The organism is Priestia sp. 53B2, from assembly GCF_056099005.1.
On the sequence record NZ_JBLZXA010000020.1, the window covers coordinates 960,297 to 983,694 of the forward strand.

26 protein-coding genes are annotated in these 23,398 nt (G+C 33.0%); 22 read left to right on the plus strand and 4 right to left on the minus strand.

What is annotated here, in order from left to right:
- Positions 1-139: 139 nt before the first annotated feature.
- Complete coding sequence (locus ACN6NE_RS18995) at positions 140-916, plus strand: class I SAM-dependent methyltransferase (RefSeq protein WP_474326541.1); 777 nt, start codon at positions 140-142, stop codon at positions 914-916.
- A 102-nt stretch (positions 917-1,018) separates the two neighbouring features.
- Here the strand turns inward: ACN6NE_RS18995 and ACN6NE_RS19000 are convergent, their stop codons facing one another.
- On the minus strand, positions 1,019-1,654 hold the full coding sequence (locus tag ACN6NE_RS19000) for a YczE/YyaS/YitT family protein (RefSeq protein WP_129707467.1): 636 nt from the start codon (positions 1,652-1,654) through the stop codon (positions 1,019-1,021).
- Positions 1,655-1,766: 112 nt separating this feature from the next.
- Here ACN6NE_RS19000 and ACN6NE_RS19005 point away from each other — a divergent pair, with 112 nt between their 5' ends.
- The gene (locus ACN6NE_RS19005; protein ID WP_129707470.1) at positions 1,767-2,219 is read left to right on the plus strand and encodes a MarR family winged helix-turn-helix transcriptional regulator; all 453 of its coding nucleotides are present in this window, start codon (positions 1,767-1,769) and stop codon (positions 2,217-2,219) included.
- A gap of 19 nt (positions 2,220-2,238) precedes the next feature.
- A complete protein-coding gene (paiA, locus tag ACN6NE_RS19010) occupies positions 2,239-2,763 on the plus strand; it encodes a spermidine/spermine N(1)-acetyltransferase (RefSeq protein WP_474326544.1) in 525 nt (174 codons plus the stop codon).
- A 295-nt stretch (positions 2,764-3,058) separates the two neighbouring features.
- Here paiA and ACN6NE_RS19015 read toward each other — a convergent pair whose 3' ends face one another.
- Entirely contained in the window at positions 3,059-3,640 is a 582-nt protein-coding gene (locus ACN6NE_RS19015) for a DUF2087 domain-containing protein (protein WP_474326547.1), read from the minus strand.
- Between the two features lie 427 nt (positions 3,641-4,067).
- Positions 4,068-4,262 (minus strand): hypothetical protein, encoded by a 195-nt coding sequence (locus ACN6NE_RS19020; RefSeq protein WP_013082531.1) that lies wholly within the window; start codon positions 4,260-4,262, stop codon positions 4,068-4,070.
- Between the two features lie 232 nt (positions 4,263-4,494).
- On the opposite strand from ACN6NE_RS19020, the gene ACN6NE_RS19025 reads away from it, so the two are divergent.
- The 19 genes from ACN6NE_RS19025 (at position 4,495) to ACN6NE_RS19115 (ending at position 22,058) form a co-directional block, all read left to right on the plus strand.
- Positions 4,495-4,959, plus strand: coding sequence for a hypothetical protein (locus ACN6NE_RS19025; protein ID WP_129707476.1), 465 nt, complete (start codon positions 4,495-4,497; stop codon positions 4,957-4,959).
- Between the two features lie 500 nt (positions 4,960-5,459).
- Positions 5,460-6,056, plus strand: a complete 597-nt coding sequence (locus ACN6NE_RS19030) for a class I SAM-dependent methyltransferase (RefSeq protein WP_474326551.1) — start codon at positions 5,460-5,462, stop codon at positions 6,054-6,056.
- A 302-nt stretch (positions 6,057-6,358) separates the two neighbouring features.
- Entirely contained in the window at positions 6,359-6,574 is a 216-nt protein-coding gene (locus ACN6NE_RS19035) for a DUF6366 family protein (RefSeq protein ID WP_129707482.1), read from the plus strand.
- Positions 6,575-6,612: 38 nt separating this feature from the next.
- Entirely contained in the window at positions 6,613-6,849 is a 237-nt protein-coding gene (locus ACN6NE_RS19040) for a hypothetical protein (RefSeq protein WP_129707484.1), read from the plus strand.
- 115 nt (positions 6,850-6,964) lie between these two features.
- The gene (locus ACN6NE_RS19045) at positions 6,965-7,636 is read left to right on the plus strand and encodes an HAD hydrolase-like protein (protein ID WP_129707486.1); all 672 of its coding nucleotides are present in this window, start codon (positions 6,965-6,967) and stop codon (positions 7,634-7,636) included.
- A gap of 796 nt (positions 7,637-8,432) precedes the next feature.
- Positions 8,433-10,946, plus strand: coding sequence for a PEP/pyruvate-binding domain-containing protein (locus ACN6NE_RS19050; RefSeq protein ID WP_129707488.1), 2,514 nt, complete (start codon positions 8,433-8,435; stop codon positions 10,944-10,946).
- Between the two features lie 101 nt (positions 10,947-11,047).
- Positions 11,048-11,623, plus strand: coding sequence for a TetR/AcrR family transcriptional regulator (locus ACN6NE_RS19055; protein WP_474326555.1), 576 nt, complete (start codon positions 11,048-11,050; stop codon positions 11,621-11,623).
- 16 nt (positions 11,624-11,639) lie between these two features.
- A complete protein-coding gene (locus ACN6NE_RS19060) occupies positions 11,640-12,986 on the plus strand; it encodes an MFS transporter (protein ID WP_129707492.1) in 1,347 nt (448 codons plus the stop codon).
- Between the two features lie 313 nt (positions 12,987-13,299).
- Positions 13,300-14,151: a transketolase gene (locus ACN6NE_RS19065; RefSeq protein ID WP_306461255.1), complete on the plus strand. Its 852-nt coding sequence runs from the start codon at positions 13,300-13,302 to the stop codon at positions 14,149-14,151.
- The gene (locus ACN6NE_RS19070; protein WP_129707496.1) at positions 14,151-15,098 is read left to right on the plus strand and encodes a transketolase family protein; all 948 of its coding nucleotides are present in this window, start codon (positions 14,151-14,153) and stop codon (positions 15,096-15,098) included. Before ACN6NE_RS19065 ends, ACN6NE_RS19070 begins: the two co-directional genes overlap by 1 nt.
- Positions 15,099-15,147: 49 nt before the next feature.
- Positions 15,148-15,906 carry an SDR family NAD(P)-dependent oxidoreductase gene (locus ACN6NE_RS19075; protein WP_430128641.1) on the plus strand — a complete coding sequence of 253 codons (759 nt, stop codon included), beginning with the start codon at positions 15,148-15,150 and terminating at the stop codon, positions 15,904-15,906.
- 208 nt (positions 15,907-16,114) lie between these two features.
- Complete coding sequence (locus ACN6NE_RS19080) at positions 16,115-16,825, plus strand: FadR/GntR family transcriptional regulator (RefSeq protein ID WP_129707500.1); 711 nt, start codon at positions 16,115-16,117, stop codon at positions 16,823-16,825.
- Between the two features lie 268 nt (positions 16,826-17,093).
- On the plus strand, positions 17,094-17,219 hold the full coding sequence (locus tag ACN6NE_RS19085) for a hypothetical protein (protein ID WP_474326558.1): 126 nt from the start codon (positions 17,094-17,096) through the stop codon (positions 17,217-17,219).
- A 300-nt stretch (positions 17,220-17,519) separates the two neighbouring features.
- Positions 17,520-18,851 (plus strand): MFS transporter, encoded by a 1,332-nt coding sequence (locus tag ACN6NE_RS19090; RefSeq protein ID WP_129707502.1) that lies wholly within the window; start codon positions 17,520-17,522, stop codon positions 18,849-18,851.
- A 106-nt stretch (positions 18,852-18,957) separates the two neighbouring features.
- Positions 18,958-19,914: a 6-phosphofructokinase gene (gene pfkA, locus ACN6NE_RS19095; RefSeq protein WP_474326561.1), complete on the plus strand. Its 957-nt coding sequence runs from the start codon at positions 18,958-18,960 to the stop codon at positions 19,912-19,914.
- A gap of 114 nt (positions 19,915-20,028) precedes the next feature.
- Positions 20,029-20,163 carry a GapA-binding peptide SR1P gene (locus ACN6NE_RS19100; protein WP_107917869.1) on the plus strand — a complete coding sequence of 45 codons (135 nt, stop codon included), beginning with the start codon at positions 20,029-20,031 and terminating at the stop codon, positions 20,161-20,163.
- 75 nt (positions 20,164-20,238) lie between these two features.
- Positions 20,239-20,703, plus strand: a complete 465-nt coding sequence (gene rpiB / locus ACN6NE_RS19105) for a ribose 5-phosphate isomerase B (protein ID WP_057241977.1) — start codon at positions 20,239-20,241, stop codon at positions 20,701-20,703.
- Between the two features lie 285 nt (positions 20,704-20,988).
- The gene (locus ACN6NE_RS19110; RefSeq protein WP_129707506.1) at positions 20,989-21,456 is read left to right on the plus strand and encodes an NUDIX hydrolase; all 468 of its coding nucleotides are present in this window, start codon (positions 20,989-20,991) and stop codon (positions 21,454-21,456) included.
- Between the two features lie 218 nt (positions 21,457-21,674).
- The gene (locus ACN6NE_RS19115) at positions 21,675-22,058 is read left to right on the plus strand and encodes a YkvA family protein (RefSeq protein WP_129707508.1); all 384 of its coding nucleotides are present in this window, start codon (positions 21,675-21,677) and stop codon (positions 22,056-22,058) included.
- 640 nt (positions 22,059-22,698) lie between these two features.
- On the opposite strand, the gene ACN6NE_RS19120 is transcribed toward ACN6NE_RS19115, so the two are convergent.
- The gene (locus ACN6NE_RS19120) at positions 22,699-23,211 is read right to left on the minus strand and encodes a DUF2062 domain-containing protein (RefSeq protein WP_129707510.1); all 513 of its coding nucleotides are present in this window, start codon (positions 23,209-23,211) and stop codon (positions 22,699-22,701) included.
- Positions 23,212-23,398: the final 187 nt, after the last annotated feature.

Sequence of the window (23,398 nt, forward strand, 5' to 3'; positions counted from 1 at the left end):
AATTCGGATGAAGGAGCGGTTATTGTGAATACGTTAGCACCTGAAACATAACAACGCTGTCTGTATGTCCGTGGTCCGCCTTTTACTAGTTTCGGATAGATGATTAGTGTTGACTGACTATTAAAAGGAGGATTTTAACATGATAATGGACAAACATTTCTTAAACGCCGTAAACAATACAAATGTTGATTTTACTGGATGGGATTTTTCTGCTATTACTCATACTGGTCGTATGGATAGCGACATGCTTTCGTGGTCATACGGAAGTGAGGCTTTGAACCTTATCCAAGACTCTCGTGCCGCTTTAGATATGGGAACAGGAGGAGGAGAATTTTTATCTTTGTTACAGCCTTTTCCTCACGTTATGTACGCTACAGAAGGATACAAACCTAACGTTCCAATCGCTAAAAAACGTTTAGAGCCGCTTGGTGTCACAGTTGTTGAACGAACGGAAGACGCAAATTTACCGTTTAAAGATGATACATTTGATTTAATTTTGAACCAGCACGAATCTTTTTGTGCTTCGGAAGTAAGAAGGATTTTGTCAAAGGAAGGCACGTTTTTCACGCAACAAGTGGGAGGGTTAGACTGTTCGCGAATCAATGAGTGTATAGGGGTTCCAATAAATGAAGAGTTTTCTAATTGGAATTTAAAGAAAGCAATAGAAGAGCTTAAACAAAATTCTTTTAACATCATCTTTTGCAAAGAAGAGTTTCCTGTGCAGAGATTTTATGATATCGGGGCGCTAGTTTTTTATCTAAAAGCAATTCCCTGGCAAGTTCCTAATTTTGATATCAAAACACATATCGGCGGATTGTATAATATCCATCAAATTATAGAGTCTCAAGGTTTTTTTGCCTCAGCTTTAATAATAAAACAGCATCGTTTTATTATTAAAGCTGAGGCAAAAAAATAGGATAATCACACGCAGAAAGCGGATCTCTGACTGGAGGTGCGCTTTCTGTTTATTAATGATGACTATATATAAAATTCATGATTTAGACAGAGGTCGTTTCAGTTATGTAATGGAACGCTTATGATTTTGTGAAGTATGAGATTTTGGTAATATGCAGTCTACGGCTTTTTGAGTAATGGGCATAAAAAAATTAAACAACACGCCGCCTAAACACACGGTTAATAACGTTCCAACACCAATTGGTCCGTTTAAAAACATTGCAGCTAGTAAGAATGTGAGGTAAATAAATGTTCTTGAAAGAAATAAATTGGTTTTGGCTAGTTTTTGTATAATTAATGTTAAGCGATCAATTGGAATAGGTGCAAAATTTGTATGTAAATAGGCTGAGGTTCCTACTCCTATAATGATTAAACCGATTCCGAAACAACATACTTTGCTGTACCAACTTTCGAACGTAATCCAATTCTTTAATAAAAAAAGCCATATATCAATACCAAGCCCTGTTATGAATGCTGTTAACAGTCCTAGTATTTCTGGCTTTTGTCTGCTTAAAAGAGAATTACCACAAATTAAAATACAGGCAAGTATGATTTCCCAGCTTCCAACGCTAAGACCTACGTTTAGGGACAATCCAACTAACAGTGCATCAAAAGGTGAAGCTCCTAGGTTAGATTGTATCGTTAAAGCAATTCCAAGAGTTAATAGTAAAATTCCTCCTGCATAAACAACATACTTCATTGTCATCATCCTTTTTGTTATTTTTTGTTGCAAATGCAACTATTTTAAGGTACATTAAATGTATATTATTTTTATTGTATTTGCAACAAAAATATGTATAAAGGAGATATTTATGAGTGAAATTCTGCGTGAAATTGGAATGATAGCAAGAGCATTAGATTCAATTAGTAATATAGAATTTAAAGAATATGACCTGACAAAAGGGCAGTATTTGTATTTGGTGCGAATATGTGAAAACCCAGGAATCATTCAAGAAAAGTTAGCTGAAATGATAAAAGTAGATCGAACAACAGCGGCTCGGGCTATAAAAAAGCTTGAAATGAATGGTTTTATTGAAAAGAAAGACGATCTTCAAAATAAAAAAAATAAAAACCTTTTTCCCACTGAAAAAGGGAAGAACGTATATCCGTTTATAAAAAGAGAAAATGATTATTCGGATAAAGTGGCATTAGAAGGTTTTACCCAGGAAGAAGCAGATACCATTCTTAAGCTGGTTCAAAGAGTAAGAAAAAATATCGAAACAGACTGGGAATTCGTCAAAAAAGGAAACAAGAGAAATTATTGATGATATAAAGGAGAGGTGCATGTCAGTGATGGTGCATATAAAAAAGTGTATTCTTGAAGATGTAAATCACCTTCAAGATATTAGCTATAAAACATTTCATGAGACATTTAAAGATCAGAATTCACAAGAAAATATGACAGCTTATTTAGAAAAAGCATTTACAATCGAACAGCTAGAAAAAGAACTATCCAATGCATCCTCGCAATTCTTTTTTATGTATGTTAATCATGAAATTGCAGGTTATTTAAAGGTTAATACGGATGACGCTCAGTCTGAAGAGATGGGGGAAGAAACCCTTGAAATTGAAAGAATTTATATAGGTAACAGCTTTCAAAAACAAGGGCTTGGTAAACATTTATTTAATAAAGCAGTAGAGATAGCAACGACACTTAATAAAAAGAAAATTTGGTTAGGCGTATGGGAAAAAAATAAAAATGCGATTGCTTTTTATAAGAAACAAGGGTTTGTTCAAACTGGATCTCACTCGTTTTATATGGGAGACGAAGAACAAATAGACTTCATTATGGTTAAAACACTTTTATAGTTTTAAAAAATAAGGATTATTCACTAATTTAACTGGTAGAGGATAATCCTTATTGCATACAGAAGTTCTATGATTTTTTTCATAGCAGATGCTTTTAGGGTAAGCAGCAAGCAAGCTAATATGGCTGCTGTGCCAGCACATAGGAGAATGAAATTAATGTCACATGCTTACCAAAACGTTGGCTTTTTTCATTTTGGAAATTACATTTTTACTTTGATTCTATTTGAAATAACACAGACTAATTAGATGTTTATCGAATTAGAAAGATTAAAAAATGAACGTTTTTACGTCCATTTTAAAAGATAACAGGCCACATCTCTTTCGGATTTAACTCGTATTCTCCATTTTGCCTATACATAAAATGCTGCATAATTAACTCTCTGAGAATCGTTGCATAATCTTCATGATATTTTTTTATATGTTCATTCAGTTCCTTTTCTGGATACGTTTTTCCATGCTGTAAATCACGTATTAAATAGGCTAATATCACGTTCTTTTTCTTTCTTTGACTTGGAATAATGTTTAGAGTACCGTCACTGTTTATAAAATTTTTAACAATAGATAATTTCTCTTTATCCTGTAAATTGTTATCTTGATTTTTCATCCCTTCATCTCCAATCCTCAAAATAGCTTTTGAGTTATATTCAAGTCTTTCAAGGTCTAGATAAAAATAAATGATGTTTCCTTGTCTTCTTTGATAAATAATTCCTACATCTCTTAGTTTGGAAATATGATGAGTGATAGTTGAAGGCTGTAACCCCAGTTTGTAAGCAATTGCTTGCCCGTGAAGAGTTCCTTTTTTTAATAGTGAAATAATTCTGATTCTAGTAGGGTCACCAACGGCTTTATGGTAATTCACCAACTTATCTAATTGCATAGCTTAATACCTTCTTCCTCTAATTCGATATACATCTAATTAGGTATTAATCAAATTAGATGTATATGTCAAAAAAGTGAAAATATTTAAAGTGATCACTTGTCAAACTGTATATATATAAAATCTGCTTCGTATCATCTTCAAACTTTTTTTAAAAAAAGAGCCTGTTTCTTTGTATAATTCAACGATTATTTTTGCCCGTTCTTTTTATTATCAAGAAAAAGTTATCATGTTTTCATCAAATAATACCGGGGAACATGTTCAAAGAGATAAATGAGTTATTAACGATACATGTATGTAAATAACAAATGAAAAAGGGATGAGTAAATTATGGCAGGAAATTCAAAAATTTTAATGGCTGTTATAAATAGACATACAATAGAAATTAAGGAAAATAAAAAGGGCAGCTATCTAAATAGCGGCCCTTTTATTTATTAGAAGATTTATTTCTGAAAATGTATGTAGTAATTCCTGTCACAATGATAACAGCTACAACACAAATAATCAGACGAACAATCTGTGTCACAAAGATATTATCTGCAATGCTCATGTTTTTGGTTAAAATTAACGTTCCATAAGCAGCTAAAACAGATAAAAACATATTGACGATTCGTTGAGCCATGTTGTCGTTACTCCTTTCGCTTCACTACTTTACACTTTAACATATGTGCTCGCTGTAAAAAATATCGAATGACAAGTATGTCAGAAAATCAGCACTCTAGTAAAACAATCCACTATTAAGGGAGTAGCTGATATCATATTAGTTATGACGACTAGAGCTCGAAGAAGGAAATAAGATTTCTTTAGTCGAATTTAACATGCTTATATTATTTTTTTAGATAGGTGGGAAAAGCTTGTTTGATAAATTGAAAAAGCTATTTATGGATAAACAGAATCAGGAAACAGATGACAAATACATTTTAGTCCCTGAGAGTGAAATAAATGAGAATTTAAAAAAAGATATAGTGAAGTTGGAAGAAGTAGGAGAGGCATACAGTGAAATTCTTCAGCACAAATATAGAAATATATTTGAACATGATGGTAAGCAGAACTTAAAAATATGGGTGTGTCGAGATATTGATGGCGACCAACTGCCAAATCTAAGTTCGGAGCAGTGTCTGGAAAAAGAATATCGTTCCCAAGTGGCAATAAACTTTGATGGCTTTACAGATGAAGAAGATGCATACGTTCATTACATCCAATTGTGGTATTACTTTAGTGGATATTTTAAAGGGACAGGCACTTTGTATGATTTGTTAAAAAATCATTTAGAAGCTGATATTGAAGAAAAGTTAGAAGAAATACTGAAACAGCTATAACCTTTTAGCATAGAGATTATGTGTAAGCTATAAATCTAAAATAAATAAATAGAAAGGATTTTTCTATTGAGTACGTTTACTAAAGTAGTACCGTCAACTTTTATACTTCTCTATATAATATTTTTCTTTTTAGATATTTCTTATCATTATAGTATTCCTTATTCATATAGCTTTTTTCTTTTTTTATTTTTGTCTTTAATATCCCTAGTTTTATGTTTAGTAATATGGTTTAAGAACAGGGAACGTCTTTTTCTATTTTTGGCTGTAGTTTCAATCCTCCAGCTTACGTTTACTGTCTTTATTTATCTTTTGCCAGAAGCAGGAACTAAACCATTAATTTATGAAAAAGTAATTACAAAAGAAGATGTTTTACATAAATAAGCTTACATACAAAATGTTTCAAAAAAAAATAGTATTATCTTACTTTTTTTATTTTGGGCTATAATGAGTCCTATATAGCTTTAACGTTTTATAAATAGAACTAAGAAAGTGAGAAGAACATGGAAAATAGTGTTTTTGAAAGAATTGCAAAAAGATATGATTCAGAAGAACGAATTGAATTGGCTAAAATTATCGTGAAGGAAGTAAGGAAAGAATTATCCAAAAGTGAATCAAAATCTTTAATAGACTATGGGAGCGGTACGGGCTTAGTTAGCTTAGAATTATCGGATGTAGTTGACTCTATTTTGTTGGTTGATTCATCTGAACAAATGTTGGAGGTGGCGAAAGCTAAGATTTCTCACAAAGGACTTACGAATTCCAAAGTACTTTGTTCAGATTTCACTCAAGAAACTCCTGAACTTAAGGCAGATATAATTTTAATGTCATTAGTCCTTCTTCATGTCCCAGATACTAAAAAAATCTTAAAAGAATTATTTAATATTTTAAATGATAACGGAAAGCTGATTATTGTCGATTTTGATAAAAACCATAGTATCAATCATCCGAAAGTTCACAACGGCTTTGCACATAACGAACTGACAAAAATATTAGATGAAATTGGTTTTAAATCAATAAAAATAAAGACCTTCCATCATGGTCATAAGATTTTTATGAATCAAGATGCCTCTATGTTTATGTCTAGCAGTATAAAGTGAGTCTTCAATATAGGCGTCTATAATTTTGGAGAATTTATGATTGGATGAAAGGCTTAACAATTTAGAGAATAAAAGCATTTTTAGGATTACGTTGTTTATAATAAAAGTTCCGTTAGAGCTAATGTATGTACTAGTTCAATAAACCCTAAAAAGGATCTTCCACTGAAGGTTCTTTTTTACTTTTATTTAACACTCAGTATGTTAAATAAAAGCTTATATCATATATAAGAATAAAATTATGATGGTTTTTTTACTATTTTAACCATAATATGTTATAGCATTTTAAAAATGGTGGTGTGAAAATGAGCGAAAATAACGAAGCACCTGAAAGAAGAAGAGAGAGGCTAAAACAAGAAGAAATAAAAAGAAATCCAGCGGGAAATGTTAATGATGCATTTAATAGAAGTGAAGCCGGAAACCTATCTGGTTTAGCAGATAGCTTAAGTTGGAAGGGTCGAGGTGTACTTATTGCTGTAATAATTATAGGTTTTATCGCTGCGTCCCTATTTTTAAAATAATATGAGGTTTATAAATTAAGAGTACTGGAGGAGTCATTTTGAAAAATTATGTAGTGTTTATTGGCAGTTTTATAGTGTTACTGTTTGCTTTTCAAATTGTTTCTGGACTATTTCTTACACTTACATATGTACCTGATCTTTCACAGCCTTTGAGTAACTCAACGGTCAGTGGTTTTTCTTTTAATTATCCATTTTTAAGTTCGATTATAGCGGCCACCTTTTCATTTATTATTTCAAACAAAGTATGTAAAGTTAAAAAGAGCACCCATAAATGATTAGGTGCTTTTTTGTGCTAAGAACATTCATTATGGTTTTTAATAACTGTATTTTCCTTTTTATGGTATTATATATAAATACATATTTAATACTGCCGAAAGAGGGAGATACTTAATGTTGCAATCACTGATTTTTGATATGGATGGAACGCTGTTTCAAACAGATAAGATTTTAGAATTATCACTTGATGATACCTTTAACCATTTGCGTACAATCAATCAATGGGACACTAGTACTCCTATTGATAAGTATCGTGAGATTATGGGTGTACCTTTACCAAAAGTATGGGAAGCTTTATTACCTAATCAATCAGATGAAATAAGAAAATATACAGATGACTATTTTTTAAAAAGCTTAGTGGAAAATATAAGAAAAGGAAAAGGTGCTTTATATCCCAATGTAAAAGAGATTTTTAGCTATTTAAAAGAACATAACTGTTCCATTTACATAGCAAGTAACGGTTTAAAAGAATATTTAGAAGCGATTGTAGACCATTACGATTTGAAAAATTGGGTAATAGAAACATTTAGTATTCAACAAATCCAAACCCTCGATAAAGGAGAGTTAGTCAAAACGATTATAAAAAAATATGATATCAAATACGCTGCAGTAGTAGGAGACCGCCTATCTGATATCAATGCTGCAAGGGATAATGGTTTAATGGCAGTGGGGTGCAATTTTGATTTTGCTCAAGAAGCTGAGCTTGCACAGGCTGATGTAGTAATAGATGATTTGATGGAGTTAGAAACTATTGTATCTAACATAAATAGTAGCTTGTCAATTTAATGGACTGATACTTGTTTATAACCATTATAGATGGTTAATATCGCAATTTTATTAAGAAAATAAATTTTTTATATGCTATGTAAAAGGATGGGCCTTTAAAGGCCCATCCTTTTAATTTACCTTACAGTATTGGAATCCACTTGATTTTGAATCTTCACTGCAGTTTCTGCTCCGTCAATGAACTCACACATATAGAGACCTCAATCTACTGAAGTTGAAACATAAATAATGAGCTGTTCCCCTGTAATTTAAAATTTTTACATAATCTTTTCTTGTCATTAATAAATGGTTTACAATCCTGAGCTATGCTTAGGTTAAGATTTCCAAAATAGTTTTATATTAAAAATAATTCTATGAGAAAGGAGATTTTTGATTATGATTTCGCATATGATTCGTAAATCTGATAGCGCTCATTTATATATTAGAGGGTATAAGATAAAATTGACACTCAGCCAGTGGAAGCTTGTAAGCACTCCGAGATAATGGTTAACCCAACTATAAAAAGAGAAAAACCTCCATCTTAATTTAGATGGGGTTTTTTGCATTTCTTTTATTAACCTTTTAATTGGTTAACTATTTAGACTTTATAATAAAAAAGACTAATAAAAGTTAAAAAATGGAATAAAAAAGAGGAATATTATTTAAGTAAAATTAAAATAAAGCACAACTAAATATGCATTTTTTAAATGTTTTACCACTTTTTATTGACCATAAAAATTTAAAAGAATTAAAATAAATATAAAGTAAGTAATTACTTACATTTTAAAATTGTTTTGTAGGAGGATGAATATTTTTAATGTATAGTTTAAGTTTTCAAAAGGTGGACGAGGCGAATGAAAAAGTTGGATCAAAAGCTTTAAACCTTATAAAAATGAAAAAAGAAAATTTACCGATTCCAGATGGCTTTGTTATTCAAACGGAAGCTTTAAAGCGATATATCGAATGGAATGGGATTAATCGTCAAACGGATAATATACACGAGAGAATTTTGCACGGAGAAATTCCTATTGAAATTGAATCGGATCTCATAGAGGCATTCAAAAACCTAAAAAGCTCTTATACGTCAGTAGCTGTTCGGTCATCATCCAGTGCTGAAGATTTAGAAGGTGCATCTTTTGCTGGCCAGTATGAAACCTATCTTAATGTGAAAAGTACCGAGGATTTTTTGAGTAAAGTGAAAGCATGCTGGGCCTCATTTTTCACTGAAAGAGTCGAACAATATACTCAAAATATGTATGCTGATTTTGATGAAATTTCAATGGCAGTTGTTGTTCAAGGATTAATTGAGTCCGAAGTATCGGGAGTCATATTCAGCCAAAACCCCGTTACTCATAATACAAAAGAAATGATGATTAATGCCAGCTATGGACTCGGAGAAGCAATCGTCTCAGGCTTAGTAACACCTGATGTTTATCTGGTTAATAAACAAACCTTTGAGATAGAGAAAGAAAAAGGGCTAAAGGAAGTAAAAATAATTCCACTTGCTGAAGGCGTTGAAGAAATTGAAACAACGGAAGATGAGCAGCAAAGGTTTTGTTTAACAAACGAAACAATTATTAAGCTGGCCGAAATAACAAAAGAAGTAGAAGCTCTTTACCAACATCCCGTAGACATAGAGTTTGGTATTCAAGAAAATCAAATATATCTATTACAGGCAAGAGCGATTACCACATTAACAGAAGCTAAAGAATTAACTCCTTTCCAACAAGATATATCTTTAAGTTTCGAGAATATGGAAGAGTTTTGGATTTTAAATGACACAAGTTTTTCTCATGCTGTTAGCCCTTTGTATGCTTCATTTATTATTCCGGCATTTTCTGAAGGAACAGCTGCTAGTTTTAAAAAGTTAAAGTTTATGTTTAATAGACTTAATTTAAAACTTTATAAAGGTCATATCTATACAAAAACGGAGCCTTTTAAAGGAGATTCTAATAAAAGATTCCAAGAAAATAAAGAATTGATGGAAAGTATTTATCCAATCCTAACAAAACGAATGAATCAAATGATTAAGGAACAATTTTTACCTTACTATGACAAATTAGATAGCTTTACCGGGGAAAACCTCAACCTTCATAGAGGAAAAGAGATTCTTCAAAGTTTGACTGATTTTTATAAAACGGCATATGATTTGCATTTTGACATTGTTATGCCTCAAATGTCTTTAAACACTAAAGTTGAAGAATGCTATAAAAACCTTACAAATAAAAAATCCGGACATGATGTTTATGAGCTATTGACCGGGAAAGTGAACAAATCGTTGGAAACGGATCAACAGCTTTCTAGACTTGCTTTAACAGTTAAAGTCGATGCGGAACTTACTAAGATCTTTGAAGAAGAATGTACAGAAACTTTATTAAAGAAGTTAGAGGAAAATAAAGCAGCGAAAAGCTTTATGGCTGAATTAGATACTTTTCTAAAACAGTATGGATATCGAAACGTTGTAAGTCACGATTTTGTAGGAGAAACTTGGCTAGAGAATCCTCTTCACGCATTATCGATTATTCAAGGATATGTTAATGACGGTTACAACTTTGATGAGAATTTCAAACAAACGGTCAAGAAACGTGAACAGAACTATAACGAATTTCTGGAACAGATAGCGGATAGCAAACACAAAGAAGAGTTTAAAAAATATTATCAGTGGGCATTAGATGCATCCGTTATAAGAGATGACCATCATTTTTATATCGATGCAATGTTGGATGCAAAAGCTCGTTTATTCTTACTCAAGCTAGGTAATTTACTAGTACATCATCATGTTTTTCTAATGAAAGAGGATATTTTCTTCTTATATCTTGATGAGCTAGAGTCTCTTTTAGAAAATCCAGTAGACGTGACAGAATTAGTTGAGAAACGTAAAAAAGAACATGCAGAACATGAGCAAATGTCTAATTTGCCTAGATACTTCGGCGTCCCTGAACCAGCTCAGCTGAAAGAAGCTGAGAAATATATGGGAGCTATTGAGGAAAATGACGCTAACAGCGAACATTCTATTAAAGGGTTAGCCTCTTCCTCGGGAACATATACCGGAAAAGTAAAAGTCATTTCAAATACGAAGGAATTTTCCAAGTTGGAAAAAGGTGATGTTTTAGTATGTAAGACCACTACTCCACTTTGGACTACTTTATTTCAGACTGCAGGGGCTGTTATTACTGATGCTGGAGGTATCCTTTCTCATTCGGCAATAATTGCACGTGAATATGAAATTCCTGCAGTGGTTGGTACGAAAATAAGTACGGATAAGCTAAAAGATGGCGATATGGTTATGGTCGATGGTACGAATGGAATTGTCACGCTTTTAAATGAATAAATAATTCTCTTCGCTTCCATTTGACAACAGCTCTTTTTCCTTTATATACTGCCTAATGGAAAGTAAATACTTACATTCAGGAAGCATAAAGGATGATTAACATGAAAAAAGATGAAACAAAAAAGAAGATAACAAAAGCTACAATAGAACTGCTTAAAGAAAAAGGCTATAAAGGTACTACCACTAGAGAAATTGCAGAACAAGCTGGCGTTAATGAATTAACTGTTTTTCGCCACTTTGGCAATAAAGAAGGCATTATTCAAGCTATTGTCAAAACAACAAGCTTTTCGCTTGGGATTTTTGATAAATCAATTGAATGGAAGCTTGAAAAAGATTTGACGAATTTCGGTTACCTGTTACTAAAAGACTTTGATAATAACCAAGACATGATTTCAATTGCTTTAAAAGACCCTTTAATTTTCTCACAGGCGCACGAAGAAATTATAAAAAAAATTAATGATACGAAAAAAATACTAAAAGAATACTTTGAAGAAATGCAAAAGAAAGGATATATCAAAGAATTAGATTGCTGTACACAAGCAGAGATTTTCCTAAGTACGTATTGGGGATATTTTATGTATAAACTAAATTTTGGAGACAAAGCCTTACATGCAGATTATCAAAATATGATAAAAAACAGTATAAAAACGTTTATAAAAGGAATTTCTCTCCACTAAAAGGAGGCAATAATGTTTGGGTAAACATAAAGAGCTTATCTTGATTATTTCATTACTAATTGGGACATTTCTTGTACCAATAAATTCGACAATGATTGCCGTTGCTCTATCAACTATATCAGCTCATTTTAATGAACCACTTGCAAATATTTCGTGGGTAGTAACTATTTATTTAATTGTAATGGCTGTTACTCAGCCAATCGCTGGGAAGTTAGGAGATTTGTACGGAAACAGAAATATCTATTTATGGGGCGCAGTGTTCTTTCTTATAGCATCTTTAGGCTGTATATTTTCAACTAATCTCATTTCCCTTATTATCTTTCGATCACTGCAGGCAGTAGGAGGAGCTTTACTCACGCCCAACACTATAGCCATTATTAGATATGTGATACCAAAAGAGCGGCTTCCTAAAATTTTAGGTGTATTTGGAATGGGAATGGGCTTGGGTGCTGCAATTGGACCATTGCTAGGATCTGTACTGCTTGAAAACTTTAACTTGGAAGCTATATTCTGGGTCAACGTTCCTTTTCTTTTCTTAGCTTCAATCAGTGGAATAGTTATGATTCCTAAATCCAATGTTAAAAAACAAGCAAGGACTTTAGATATTCAAGGTTCCATCTATTTAGCAATTAGTATTTCTTTGTTGATCTTATTAACACACGGTATGGAAATTACTAAGGCTTTAATAATGGGAATAATATTTATTTTATCTTCAATCTTGTTTATCAAAAGAGAAAATTCGGCAGAAAACCCGATTATCAATTTTTCTTTATTCAAAAATTCTACTTTTACAAGCGCTAATTTATCTATTATGCTTAGTAATTTTGTTATGTATGTGATTTTATTAATTATGCCTCTGTTAATGAAGTCTCAATTTCATTTATCTACAGCGCAAACAGGGCTTGTTTTATCAGTTTTTTCGATTTCAATGTCTTTAAGCGGCTGGATAGGTGGATTATTAAACAATAAGTTTAGTTCTAGAAAAGTGATTGGATTTTCTTTTGCTATGATTATTGTCTCTAATATTCTTTTTTTATCTTTAGAGAACGTTGGATCTATTCTTTTTCTTATAGTGGCTTTAATTATTGGAGGTTTTTCTACAGGAATAGGTTTAACAAGCATGCAGGTTGCCTCGCTGGACTCCGTAAGTAAAGAGCAATCTGGTACAGCCTCTGGCATTTACTCAACGTTTCGTTATTTCGGAAGTATTATTTCGTCCACGCTTATTGCTCTCGTTACAAGTTATAACTACATCTTTATTATTTTAGGAGTATCGGGGATAGTAGGTATACTAGTAGCTAAAAACATTAAATCTGGTAGCCAAGACATGATAAGCATCAATAATTCTAGTGCAAAAGCATAGTTGTTTTTTGATAAAGCTTTTGGTTATATACACAATTTACTAATTAATCAATAAAAAATAAGTACTGCTTCTAAAATAGGAGCAGTACTTATTTTTTTGCTTAAAAATCTTAGAGAAAATGGCGGATGAATTCATCTGTTCCTTCAAAAATGACTTGTTTTAAATAAAAAAATTCTAATAATTCAATCTTGTTATTGACGAACTCGCATTTCAAATGTACACTTAAGTCACAAAGATACTTAGTATACAAGTTACCTAAGTATACTAAATTATATGTTAATGAATATATCATTTAGAAAACAGCAAGTCATAAATTAATGAGGTGACTAAAATGAAAGAAATTAGTATTGAAGAATTAAAAGAGAAAGCCATTCAATTAAGAAAAACAGCTCTTACAATGATTTACGGAGCACAGTCTGGCCATCCAGGAGGTTCACTTTCTGCAGCTGATATTATGGCAGCGCTTTATTTTAAAGAAATGAATGTTGATCCCCACAACCCTAACTGGGAAGATCGTGATAGATTTGTACTTTCTAAAGGTCACGTTTGTCCCATTCAATATTCCGCTTTAGCTTTACGAGGATTCGTTCCCTATGAAACGATATACACGTTAAGAGAATACGGTTCTCCTTTTCAAGGGCATCCAGATATGAAAAAGTGTAAAGGTATTGATATTTCAACAGGCTCACTAGGACAAGGACTTTCATGTGGCGTAGGTATGGCAATCGCAGGGAAACGAGATTTTAAAGACTATAGAGTTTTTTCTTTAGTAGGAGACGGAGAATGTCAAGAAGGACAAATTTGGGAAGCTGCTCAAACAGCAGTTAAGTACCAATTAGATAATTTAATTGTATTTGTAGATAATAACAGACTTCAAATCGATGGATTTTGTGATGAAATTATGCCATTGCAAGATTTAGAGAAAAAATTTGATGCGTTTGGTTTTGAAACAAAGCGAATTAATGGACACTTTATGGAAGAGATTGTAGAAACATTGGATGAAGTAAGAGTAGCGAAGAATGGAAGACCAAAATGCATCATCTGTGACACGGTAAAAGGTAAAGGAGTTTCGTTCATGGAGGATGTGGCTGATTGGCACGGGGTTGCTCCTAATGAAGAACAATATCATCAAGCAATGGAAGAAGTAGCAGGAGGTTTAAGATAATGAGCATACTAGAAAAAGATCTTACAGTAAAAAAAGCTACGAGAGAAGCCTTTGGAGATGAAATCGTAAAATTAGGGAAAGAAAATAAAAATATTTATGTCATTGATGTAGATATTGCAAAGTCGTGTAAAACAGTAAACTTTATCAAACAATTACCCGACCAGCATATTAATGTCGGTATTGCAGAGCAAAATGCAGCTGGGTTAGCAGCTGGACTTGCTACGACTGGTAAAATTCCTTTTGTAAGCACTTACGCGGTTTTTGGTTCGTTAAGAATGCTTGAACAAATTAGACAAGAAGTCTGCTACCCTAACTTAAATGTAAAGATTGCTTGTTCACACGGCGGTTTAACGCCAGCTAATGATGGGGGAAGTCATCAAGCTATAGAAGATATGGGTGTATTAAGATCGGTTCCAAATATGACCGTCATTATGGGAGCTGACTATTATTCTACTAGAAAGCTAGTAGAACAAGCTGCTAAAGTGTACGGACCTATATATCTTCGCTTTACTCGCGATACCGTTCCAATGATTTACGATGAAAATGAAGAGTTTACAATTGGAAAAGCGAAAAAAATTAAAGATGGAAGCGACATCGCTATTATTGCCAACGGCGATACAGTACGACTTGCTTTAGAGGCAACTAAAGAATTAGAGAAACAAGGCATATCGGTGAAATTACTAGACATGCATACGATTAAACCTTTAGATCGAGAAGCAGTGGTTGACTGCTTAAATATCGGAAAAATCATTACGGTTGAAGATCACAATATTTTAAATGGCCTTGGGAGTGCTGTATGTGAAGTAGTTGCGGAAGAAGGAAAAGGTACGGTTCGAAGAATTGGTGTACAGGATCAATTTGGACAATCTGCGCCTTACGAAAAACTATTAGAGTTAAATGGAATTACTGTAGAAAATATTATCAAAACAGCTAAAGAACTGATTTAAGACTAACTAAATTAAATAGAAGAAGCTAACAAGATGGGGGAAATATAATATGTTTGATTTAAAAGAGAGAGTAGCAATTATTACTGGTAGCGGTTCCAAAAAAGGGATTGGACGTACAATCGCCCTGACACTTGCAGAGCAAGGAGCGGCTGTTGTTATAGCAGATATTAATTTTGATGGTGTGCAGGATACAGTAAATGAAATAAAAGAAGCTGGCGGCAAAGCCTTAGGAATAGAGTTAAATGTAACAAGTAAAGATTCTTGCGATGCGATGGTTAAAAAAACGCTTGAAGAATTCGGCAGAATTGATATTTTAATTAATAATGCAGGGATTTCTCAAAAAGTTACCGTTCAAGATATGACGCTTGAAGACATTACAAAAGTTTTTAACGTTAATATGTTTGGGTTGTTTCTATGTACACAAGCAGTATTAGAAACAATGAAAGATCAAAAGTATGGTCGAATTATAAGCCTGTCTTCTGTTTCGGCTAAAAGAGGTGGAGGCGTGTTTGGTGGACCTCACTATTCGGCATCTAAGGCAGCAGTACTAGGTTTTTCAAAGAACTTAGCGCGCGAGGTAGCCTTAGATGGCATTACGGTTAACTGTGTAGCTCCTGGATTGGTTAATACAGAAATTTGGAAGTCCCTTCCTGAAGAAGATGCAAAGTCTGTGATTGATAGTATTCCTATGGGTAGACCAGGTGAAGTGAAAGAAATCGCGGCTACAATTGCCTTTTTAGCTTCAAAAGAAGCTTCGTATATTACAGGAGAAGAAATTGATATAAACGGTGGCTCACATATGGATTAATATTCAGGTTCGTTATACAGGCATGCCATTATGGTATGCCTGTATAGCTGTTTATTGATAAAATCATTAGTAAAATGAGAAACTGACTACATAAATAAGGATTTTTTTGCTAGAAGATGCTAGGCTTGTTGCCCCTAAAAATAGAACAGTATATAATAATTATGTCTACTTAATTATGAATAAAATGAGTTAATAATTATAGAGAGAAGTGATTTCCATTAGTTTTAATCCAGTTTCCAATAATAAATTATATATTCAAATTTATAATCAAATTCTTTCTGAAATTCAATCTGGAGCATTCCAAGTAGGAGACAAACTCCCTGCTGAAAGGGAGCTGTGTGAACAATTTGGTGTAAGCCGAGTGCCTGTTAGACAAGCCCTTAGCGCCCTAGAATTGAACGGTTTTATTTATTCTCGTCAAGGAGAAGGTGTATACGTTAAAGATTTTCAAACAGAAGCTGAAAATTCTCAATCAACACTTTTAACGGAATCTACCTCCCCTGAAGACATTGTAGAAGCAAGAATGAACATAGAGCCTCTTATTGTACGTTTTGCAGCTTTGAGAGCTACAGAAGAAGATATTAAGGAACTGCGCGCAACAATTGATAAGATGGAGGAAGAAACGAACGCAGGGGTGTATGTACCAGAAACAGATGAAGCCCTACATAATGGCATAGCGAAGGCTTCTCATAATGATTTATTTATTAGTATTATGGCAGCTATCAGCAATGCGATGAAACAGCAGGAAATGTGGAAGTTTATAAGAGACCGAACCGTCACTAGACCTGACTATAGAGAAGTTAATTTTAATGAGCATAAATTACTTATTAATGCAATTGAACAACATAACGAAGAAGAAGCTGTGAGAATTATGAATTTTCACATGCGAAACTTGTATGATCGCTATTGGAAAGCTTAATTCCAACTAATTTTTTATTAGAATAATACCAAATATAGAGTTAAAAGACAGCTAAAGTGTAGCTGTCTTTTTGCTGTTGAAAAGACAGCATAAAATGAGTAAGATTCAGTGTTTTCTTTCCAAACAAACTGTATATTTCTTTTTTTTAAAAGAAAATTAAGAAAATATTTAATCTAATAATTATATTGACAATTAGTAGGTATGTAAGTACACTGTTTATATAAGGTAACTTAGTATACAAGTAGCAAATCTATAAAACGGAGGTAATGTGAATCTTAAAATTCATTATTCTTTACAGCTCGATATTTTGTTGAAGAGATTAGCAGAAGGGTTAGAAAATGTAAGCGTTTTTACCGTTACTGTAGAGTACAAATGTTTTGGATTATTAGGATAGAAAGTAGATTTATAGTGTTTTCATATCGCTAGTAAGGTTTTGGTGCGTGATATTTTCTAATAGTTCTTACTTTTTAAAATGATAAATAATACAGGGGGATACTTCGCTTTTTCATTTTTTATATTTCCATATGAAAGGGATTACAGAAGTAAGGACTAGATTTACTGAGACTTAGAAATAGATCAATCATCTTTTATATAAACTTTTAATCCTTTTTGTCAATTAGCCTAGAGTAAATACTAGGGTCAAAGACCGAAGAGTATGAAGAATAGAAAGATGGTAACCCAGGGAGGAATTATTTTGGATCCAATTAACTTAGAACGTTCAACTACCAAAAAAGTAACATTAAGGCTCATTCCATTTCTATTTTTATGTTTTACCATATCTATACTTGATCGAGTGAATATCGGGTTTGCTGCATTACAAATGAATGAAGATTTAGGTTTTTCTAATGCTGTTTTTGGATTAGGGGCAGGGATTTTCTTCCTTGGCTATTTCCTTTTAGAAGTACCTGGCAGTGCTATGATGACGAAGGTCGGGGCTAGAAGATGGATTAGTAGAATAATGATTACATGGGCAGTAATTGCTATTTTAATGGCTTTTATCCAAACACCATGGCAGTTTTATACAGCAAGATTTCTTTTAGGAGTTGCTGAAGCTAGCTTTTACCCTTGTATGGTCTTTTATCTAAGTGGTTTTTATCAAACAAAACATCATGCAAAAGCAATTGCTGGTTTTATGATTGCAATCCCTGGTGCTAATGCAATAGGATCTCCTCTTTCTACTTATTTATTAGGTATCGACTGGTTAAACATGGCTGGATGGCAATGGCTTTTCATTTTGGAAGCGATTCCAGCTTTGATCTTAGGTGTGATATGTTTCTTCTATCTTGACGATAAGCTGGAGGATGTAAAATGGTTGACTAACGAGGAGAAGAAATGGTTAATCGACGTTACAACAAAAGAGAAGTTAGAAAAGCAGGAAGCCAAACACTATACATTCGCTCAGGCCTTAAAAGATCGTGACGTATTAACTCTATCTTTAGGATACTTTTTCTGGATGGTTGGCTACTATGGCATCGTCATGTTTTTACCGACAATTTCAGAAGGGTTGTCTAAGACTACTTCTCTTAGTACACATGCTATGGGGTGGATTTTAGGATTAATGTATGTTTGTGCAATGGTAACCATGATGTTGGTTAGTAACCACTCTGACAAGAAAAATGAAAGACGCTTTCACGTAGTTGCTTGCTTAGTAACAAGTGGCGTGGCATTGATTATCAGTAGCTACGTGGCAAATACGAACATTGTTTTATCATTTGTATTCTTAACGATCAGTCTTTGCGGAGCGTTCGGAGCATATTCTCCGTTTTGGGCAATTCCACCGTCTTTCTTAACGGAAGCTGCTGCTGCAGGTGCCATTGCTCTTATCAATAGTATTGGTAATCTAGGCGGTTTCTTTGGACCATATATCGTGGGATACATTAAAGATCTAACAGGATCTTTTAATGCTAGTATGACATTTCTAGGTATTAGCATGTTTGTAGCGTCCTTTATCGTAGCCTTTTTATTAAAACAATCAGGAAGAGCTATTAAAAAAAATACAGTCGATCGATTAGAAAAAACTAGTTGATTATTGTTTGAAAGAAATTTGTACTACTAGGAGGGGCGGACAATTAGTTTTTAGAGACTGTCGGACAACTTTCTTACATGGATAAGAATAACAGGGGTGTATGGCAATGATGAAGCTAGGAGTTTTAACAAGCGGCGGTGACGCTCCAGGAATGAATGCTGCTATTAGAGTAGTAGTAAAAACAGCTGATTATCATAATATAGAGGTAATGGGAATCGAGGGTGGTTACCAAGGTTTAATAGAAGGTAAACTTCATAGATTAACCTCTACGAATGTAGACTACATTGCGGATAAAGGAGGGACATTTTTAAAAACCTCCCGTTGCGCAGAATTTATGAAAGAGTCGGGCAGAATGAAAGCCTTAAGCATATTAAAGGATTATGGAATTAATCATTTAGTGGTAATCGGCGGTGAAGGCTCTTTTAAAGGAACACAAAAATTACATCAATTAGGTGTAAATGTCATTGGTATACCGGCAACGATTGATAATGATTTATCTTACACAGATTATTCAATTGGATTTGATACTACATTAAATACGATATTAGAGTGCCTCGGTAAAATTAAGGATACAGATTTATCTCATGAAAAGACTACCATTGTAGAAGTTATGGGAAGATATTGCGGAGATTTAGCCCTGTACTCTGCTTTAGCGGGAGCTGGAGAAATTATTTCAACCCCAGAGAGAAAATTGGGCTTTGAAGAGATCTGCTTCAAGCTTAATGAGAAAATTAAAAATGGTAAAAAAGATAACCTAATCCTGATTACTGAAAAAATGTACGATATTCAAGACCTACAAAAATATGTCGAGGATCGATTAGATATTAGCGTAAGGACAAGTATATTAGGTTTCATTCAAAGAGGAGGACAACCGTCCGCATTTGATCGTATCTTAGCAAGTAAAATGGGGATCACAGCAGTAGAATTATTACTCAAAGGGTATTCTGGCAGAGCTGTAGGAATTAAAGAAAACGACTTAATCAATGTAGATATTGAAAAAGTTCATTCGAAGCTATCTAGTAATGATGATAAATACAGCTTACTGGATACCATTCTAGCTTAAGGATATCTTTTCTATCATACAATGATTAATCAAAATAGAGATAAAACGAATTTGTCTCTAAAGAAATGGATTTGAATACAAACGAATTTTTCTACTAAAAAGGAGGAAATAGACATGAATAAGCAGGTTAATGTAAAGCAGGGAACTATCGTTTGTCAAGTATGTGGGAAAGTTATTGAGAATGTAGACAACTCTGAAGGGGTTAAAACATGGTACGGGAAGTGTTCTGAGGATTGTTCTAGGAAATAACGTATCGGGAAAAAGAGACTCCAAAAATCATTAGAATTTTAATTAAGACTATAGCTGAACAAGGAGAGTAATCTTATGAAAGTCATAATTGCTTCAGATCATGGTGGAATAAACATTCGCAAAGAGATTATAAATCTGCTAGATGAAATGTCCATAATATATGAAGATCTAGGCTGTGAATGCAGTAGCTCAGTCGATTATCCGGACTATGCGATTCCAGTTGCCCAAAGAGTAGCAAATGAAGAAGCGGATTTTGGAATTTTAATCTGCGGTACGGGAATTGGCATGAGTATTGCCGCTAACAAAGTAAAAGGAATTCGTTGCGCACTTGTTCATGACGTTTTTTCAGCTAAAATGACGCGTGAACACAACGATACGAACATTTTAGCCATGGGGGAACGAGTAATTGGGCCAGGTTTAGCTCGCGAAATTGTGAAGACTTGGTTAACAACCCCATTTGTTGGGGGCCGTCATGAAAATCGTCTCTGTAAAATTACAGAATACGAAAATGTATCAGAACCTTCTCTTGAAAGAAAATAAAGACAGAAAAGGCAAGAATCAATTTGATTCTTGCCTTTTCCTATTATTTCACTTACTGATATGATGATTATAGATCCTATCAGAATAGCAAAACTAACCATTCCAATTCCCATACCAGTTAACCTTCCGTAAAAGCAGCTTATTATGACAACACTGAGACTAATTATTTTTGCAATTAAAATAGATATAATAAAATATGCCTGATTTATTCTTGGGAGTTAAAGAAGTTTGTTTGCTGATGAAGAAATCTGTAAGGTTAGTATCTATATATAGGAGGAAGCGAATATGAAGGATAAAACGATGATAACAAAAGTTATGGCTTACATAACTAGGTTTAATGGTCATCATACAGAGTTATTAGTTTACAAACACAAAGATTATCCAGAAGCAGGAGTTCAAGTTCCAGCAGGTACTGTAGAACAGGGAGAAACAATTGAAGAAGCTTTATATAGGGAGGTCAAAGAAGAATCTGGATTAATGGAGTTTTTATCGGTAACAAAATTGAAAACATATGTTTATCATCCTGAAGGTAAAAGCCAGTATCATGAACGACATGTTTTTTATTTAGAAGTTAAAGAAAAAACTGCAGAACGGTGGGAATACAAGGTTAATTCTAAAGGGGAAGATGCAGGATTAATCTTTTCATACTATTGGGTTCCTATTCAAGCTATTCCCAAACTAGCTGTAAATCAAGATGATTGCATTAATCAGTTATTTTATAGTTCTAAATTTATTAATAAGAGAAATATGTAGGTATCAAAGAGAATAAAAGTAATTTTTATATTACATCAAACCGTCCAGATATACAGCAACGTTTTTACCCATTTTCAATAAATTAGCGATGCTAAGAATAGTGTCGCTAAGTCAAATGATTACCAAAATAAATGCAATATTTTCTTAAATTGCAAAATGAAAATATCTATCTCCTGATATACTTATCTAAAACCCCCACTAAAAGGAGAATAGGAAACATGCTTAATCAATTAAAGCTATGGGCTAAAAAGTTAAAAAAGCAGCTATTTATCTTATACTTAGCTTATAAAGATGAACGAGTATCTTGGTATACCAAAGTATTTACTGCTTGTGTTGTTGCATATGCCTTCAGTCCAATCGATTTAATTCCTGATTTTATACCGGTTTTAGGCTATATTGACGATATAATCATTGTGCCTTTAGGAATTATGCTTGCTTTGAAGATGCTACCTACAAGTGTTATAAAGGACTGCACAATAAAAGCAGAAGAGCTCATTCAAAATGAACGACCTAAAAATTGGGTTGCGGGTTCAATTATTATCGTAGTATGGCTACTTATTTTTATGTGGAGCTGTTTTATTGTTTTTAAGTTTTTAAACTGAATGCACTCTTACAAAGAAAAAATATATATTAGGTTTACTATCAATCGTTATGATACAAAATGGTAAATGATATATAAAGTTGAAAGGAGTACATTAGAACAAAAGCAGCAAATTGATATCCAAGAAAAAAAGATAAACAGAGCTCTCTTTCAATTTGTTTTTCCTTTTTACTTAAAACAAGGAACAGAATCTACTATCTCCCTTTTTTAAAAAGAGAATGGATTTAATTTATTTCAGTTAAACCAGCTAGAGGACGAATGTGCCTATTACGGCGACTTTAAAGTCTCTCATCGCGATATGAAGGCTTATTATTTGTCTTTCACTAATCAGATACTCTTTCCACACTCAGAAAAAGAAAAAGGCCTTCATCGATACTCAAATTCCTTAAATATCAGAAGGAAGTTAATGATGGATACAGACTGTACTACTTTCAACAAAAAAATGAGAGTAAACTTTTATTTCCCTAATATTCACCTTAAAGCAGAAACGAAGACCGTACCTTAACCCATAATTGGTAACCACATGTATTAATTATGGGTCAATTTATTCTTATGCCTTTTGAAGAAATGTTCAGTTTACTGGCTATATTTTTGATATAAATTAGGTCGCTTTATAATAGAAAATAAATGTTGAAATCGAGTTAATAATACGTTTGTTTAGTACGTTTTTTTACTACCCATTTCTTATAAATGTACTGTAAGAGAAAACTTCTGTACTGATTTATAATATAATAACTAACAAGATAGAGTATACTCCCAAATAAGAAGCTATTAAGAAACATTCCTGTTAAAAAATTCTTTCCTAATTTTGCTCCTAGTTCTAGTCGATTATCTAAATCTTCATCTGTATTCTGAAGTAAAGTTTGATCAAGATCGATTGGGAATATATATCCTCCAACTACTGTATTCAAGTAAAACATAAACGGAAAGGCCCACATAAAAAACATTCCACCAATAAGTCCTGCTATGCTGTTTCCTTTACATAATTTAGCTAAACCTACGGATATTATAAGGCCAAATCCAAAGGTAGGAACAAAGTTCACAACAGAACCTAAACTAAAACCTAGCGCAACTTTATGTGAATGATCTTTTAATCGTAATAGTTTAAGAAGTAAGTATTTAAACCGGCGCTTCAAAAACACTAATTTGCTCACATTATTCCTCCTATCTTTTTACGAGGGCATCCTATCTTTCCTTTTGGTGTTCACCATTATAGAAAGGTGTTTTATTGTATTCAAAATTTGGCGTTATATAAGTAAAAAGATAAATGAGGTTAAAGAACAACAGGTTTAACCATTATAAGTATATTTATACTTTATATTACAAAACAAATAATTACCT